We start from the raw sequence: 3878 nt of genomic DNA on the forward strand, positions 1-3878 counted from the left end.
ACCCCTTCAGGTGGCACACCCCGCCCCGCCCGCACGTTCCGCCCACGGCGGACACCACCCCCGCCCGCCCCGCCCAACGTTGACACCAGGACGATCACCGCGACCGCGGCGGGCCTGGACTGCGTCGTCCTGCCGCCGCGCACCGGCAACCGACTGGTCCTGCTGTGGCACCTGCTGGGCACCCCCGGCAGCCCCGCCGCGATGGCCGAGGCGCTCCCGCTGCGCGAGGTCGACGCCTGGCGCGCCCACCTCCCGCTGCCCCCGGTCCCGGAGGGCCCCGACGTGCTCGTCGACCGCTACGCCCCGCTCGTGGAGACCGCCCTCGCCGCGCTCCCCGACGCGCTGGCCGACCTGCGCGCCGAGCTCGGCGTCCCCGACGGCCCCGTCGACCTGGTCGGCGGTTCCGCGGGCGGCCACATCGCGCTGCTCGCCGCCGCCAGGGCCCTGGTGCCGGTGCGCCGGGTCGCCGTGGTCAACCCCGCCACCGACGCCCTGTCCGTCGTCACCGTCAACGACCCGCACTACGAGTGGTCCCCCCGCGCCCGCGAGGTCGAGCGCGACCTCCGGGTCGCCCCGGCCATCACCGCCCCCGTGCTGATCGTGCGCGGCGCGCAGGAGTACCCGGCCCTGGTCCCCGGCCAGAACGCCCTCGCCCGCGCCCTCCCGCACGCCCGCCTGCTCGACCTGCCGGACCTGGCCCACATGGTCGACACCCCCGAGCGCGCGGGCGCCGTGGACCGGGAGGTGGGCGCGTGGCTGGCCTGACCGTCGTCACCGGCGGCGGACGGGGCATCGGGGCCGCGATCGTACGCAGGCTCTCCGCCGACGGCGGCCAGGTCGTGTTCTCCTACCGCGCCGACACCGCCGCCGCCCACGCCCTGGCCGCCGAGACCGGCGCGATCGCCGTGCGCGCCGAGGCGAGCGACCCCGGCGACGTCGACCGGCTCTTCGACACCGCCGCCGAGCTCGGCGCCCTCACCGGCGCGGTGGCCAACGCGGGCACCACCAGCCCCGTCGGCACGCTCGCCGAGCTGGACGTGCGCGACCTGCGGCGCGTGGTCGACGTCAACGTCGTCGGCGCCCTGCTGTGCGCCCGGCGCGCCGCCCGCGACCTGCGCGAGGGCGGCGCGCTCGTGGCCATCTCCTCCGCCGCGGCCACGCTGGGCTCACCGGGGGAGTACGTGCACTACGCGGCCAGCAAGGCCGCCGTCGACGCCATGGTCGTGGGCCTGGCCAAGGAGCTCGGGCCGCGCGGGGTGCGGGTCAACGCCGTCGCGGCGGGCACCGTGCGCACCGACATCCACCGCGTCTCCGGGGTCCCCGACCGCCCGGACCGGGTCGCCGCCGCCATCCCGCTGGGCAGGCCCGGCGAGCCCGAGGAGATCGCCGCCGCCGTGGCGTGGCTGCTCTCCCCGCAGGCCTCGTTCACGACCGGGGCGGTGCTGCGCTCGGCCGGGGGGCTGTGAGCACGCGCGGACCGTCCTCGGTGACCGCCACCGAGTGCTCCACGTGCGCGGCGCGGCTGCCGTCGGCGGTGCGCAGGGACCAGCCGTCGTCGTCGGCGACCAGCGCGTCCAGGCCGCCCGCGTGCACCATCGGCTCGATCGCCAGCACCATGCCCGGACGCAGCTCCAGGCCGCGCCGCGACGGGCCCTCGTTGGGCACGCCCGGCGGCTCGTGCATGGCCCGGCCGATGCCGTGCCCGCCGAACTCGCGCGGCATCCCGTACCCGGCGCCGCGCACCACCCTGCCCACCGCGTGCGAGATGTCCCCGAGCCGCCCGCCCGGCACCGCCGCCGCGATCCCGCCCGCCAGCGCCTCCCAGGCGGTGTCGATCAGCGCCAGGTCGGCGGGGGAGGGGAGGCCGACGACGAAGCTGGTGGCCGAGTCGCCGTGCCAGCCGTCCACGTGCGCGCCGCAGTCCACGCTGAGCAGGTCGCCCTCGCGCAGCCGGTAGCCGGTGGGCACGCCGTGCACGACGGTGTCGTTGACCGAGGCGCAGACCACCGCCGGGTACGGGGTGGGCGCGAACGCCGGGTGGTAGCCCAGGAACGACGAGCCCGCGCCCGCGTCCCGCAGCACCTGCGCCGCGACCTCGTCCAGCTCCAGCAGCGACACGCCCACCGCCGCGTGCTCCCGCACCGCCGCCAGCGCGTCCGCGACGACCAGCCCGGCGGCCCGCATGGCGTCCAGCTCGCCAGCGGACTTCAACTCGATCATCCACAACTCCATGCCGTGATAGTTATACCGGTATTACTATCACAGCATGGTGCGCCAGCCCCTCACCCAGTCGGACCGCGAACGCGGTGAACGCCTCGGCGAACTCCTGCGCGCCGCGCGCGGCGACCGCAGCATGTCCCAGATCGCCACCCACGCGGGCATCTCCGTCGAAACCCTGCGCAAGATCGAACGAGGCCGCATCCCCACCCCGGCCTTCTTCACCGTCGCCGCCCTCGCCGAGGCCGTCGGCCTGTCCCTGGACCAGCTGCACCGCGCACTGCACACCGAGCAGCGCCTGACCGCCTGACCCCCGCCCCCCGGCCTCACCCCTCCTCGGCCAGCGCCCCGTACCGCCGCGCCACCACCCGGCACGCCCGCACCAGCTCCACCGGCCGCACCTGGTCCACCTCCGCGTCGAACGTCGCCAGGATCCCCGCCCCCCCCGCCCACCCCCCCCCGCCCACCCCCAACCGGCCCCGCCCCGCGGCCAGGTGCGCCACCACCGAACCACCCGGCGCCCACCGCGCCACCACCCCCGCGGGCAGCGCCACCCGCGCGCTCCCCGAGCACTGCCACCGCGCCGGGCTGTCCCCCCGGTCGGGACTGCCCATCACGAACCGCGCCAGATCCCCACCCGGCACCTCCCGCGCCACGAACCCCGCCGTCGTCGGCCGCGCCAGCACCCGGTCCACCCGCAGCACCCGCCACCCCCCGCCACCGGGCTCGCACCCCACCAGGTACCAGCGCCCCGCCCACACCACCAGGTGCTGCGGCTCGAACGCCCGCGCCGCCACGAAGTCCCCGTCACCGGGGCACGCCCGCGACCCGTCCGCCCGCAGCACCTCCACCACCAGCACCCGCCGACGCCGCACCGCCACCCCCACCGCCGTCAGCGCGTCCGGGTCGATCGGCGGCGCCGGGAACTCCCAGTGGTTCCGCAACCGCGTCACCCGCACCGACTCCATCGCCTCCCGCAGCACCCCCGGCACCGCCGACCGCACCGTCTCCAACGCCCGCTCCGCGTCCTCGCGCAACCCGGACACGCTGCCCGGAGCCGTCTGCAGCGCCACCGCCACCGCCAGCGCCTGCTCCCGGTCGAACACCAGCGGCACCCCGCCCCCGGACCCCAACCGGTAACCCCCGTCCGGCCCCCGCACCGACGTCACCGGGTACCCGAGCCCCCGCAGCACCTCCAGGTCCCGCCGCACCGTCCGCCCGCTCACCCCCAACCGCCCGGCCAACTCGCGCAGCGGCCACACCCCGCGCGACCCCAGCAGGGACAACAACCGCAACGCCCGGTGCGCCGTGCTCGCCACCCGACCATCCTCCCGCCGGTAGTGGACACCCGGTGACCACCACCCCTGCCACCGTCACCCCCCGACCAACCGAACCCGAAGGGGGACACCACCATGCGCATCCTCGTGGCAGGCGGCGGAATCGGAGGACTCGCGCTCGCCGCGGGCCTGCGCCGCACCGGGCACCAGGTGGCGGTCCACGACCGCGACACCGACGTCACCGCCACCGGCGGCTACCACATCACCCTCGACGGCCGGGCCCTGGACGCACTGGAACACCTCGTGCCCCAGCACACCCTGCGCAGGCTGCTCGCGTCCGGATCGGCCCTGCGCCTGCGCGAACCCGACGCCTACCGCGACCAC

General features: G+C 77.1%; 6 protein-coding genes. 4 read left to right on the forward strand and 2 right to left on the reverse strand.

Annotated elements, in window-relative coordinates; genetic code table 11:
* Both ACTUAL_RS21165 and ACTUAL_RS21170 read left to right on the forward strand, forming a co-directional pair.
* Positions 1 to 765 (forward strand): alpha/beta fold hydrolase (locus ACTUAL_RS21165; RefSeq protein WP_440901471.1); only part of this gene is annotated, 765 nt, incomplete at its 5' end.
* Entirely contained in the window at positions 753 to 1466 is a 714-nt protein-coding gene (locus tag ACTUAL_RS21170) for an SDR family oxidoreductase (protein ID WP_096494387.1), read from the forward strand. The genes ACTUAL_RS21165 and ACTUAL_RS21170, both read left to right, overlap by 13 nt.
* Here ACTUAL_RS21170 and map read toward each other — a convergent pair.
* Entirely contained in the window at positions 1426 to 2220 is a 795-nt protein-coding gene (map, locus tag ACTUAL_RS21175) for a type I methionyl aminopeptidase (protein ID WP_096494389.1), read from the reverse strand. The genes ACTUAL_RS21170 and map overlap by 41 nt on opposite strands.
* Before the next feature lie 46 nt (positions 2221 to 2266).
* On the opposite strand from map, the gene ACTUAL_RS21180 reads away from it, so the two are divergent.
* Positions 2267 to 2527, forward strand: a complete 261-nt coding sequence (locus ACTUAL_RS21180; RefSeq protein ID WP_015802224.1) for a helix-turn-helix domain-containing protein — start codon at positions 2267 to 2269, stop codon at positions 2525 to 2527.
* Between the two features lie 16 nt (positions 2528 to 2543).
* On the opposite strand, the gene ACTUAL_RS21185 is transcribed toward ACTUAL_RS21180, so the two are convergent.
* Positions 2544 to 3536 carry a helix-turn-helix transcriptional regulator gene (locus ACTUAL_RS21185; RefSeq protein WP_440901472.1) on the reverse strand — a complete coding sequence of 331 codons (993 nt, stop codon included), beginning with the start codon at positions 3534 to 3536 and terminating at the stop codon, positions 2544 to 2546.
* A gap of 93 nt (positions 3537 to 3629) precedes the next feature.
* On the opposite strand from ACTUAL_RS21185, the gene ACTUAL_RS21190 reads away from it, so the two are divergent.
* On the forward strand, positions 3630 to 3878 hold a 249-nt coding region (locus tag ACTUAL_RS21190), incomplete at its 3' end, for an NAD(P)-binding protein (RefSeq protein ID WP_440901473.1).

This window comes from Actinosynnema sp. (assembly GCF_052038725.1).

Excerpts from the sequence above, each read along its gene's own strand:
- ACTUAL_RS21180 (WP_015802224.1), top strand. The coding sequence starts at position 2,267 with ATGGTGCGCCAGCCCCTCACCCAGTCGGACCGCGAACGCGGTGAACGC.
- map (WP_096494389.1), bottom strand. The coding sequence starts at position 2,220 with ATGATCGAGTTGAAGTCCGCTGGCGAGCTGGACGCCATGCGGGCCGCC.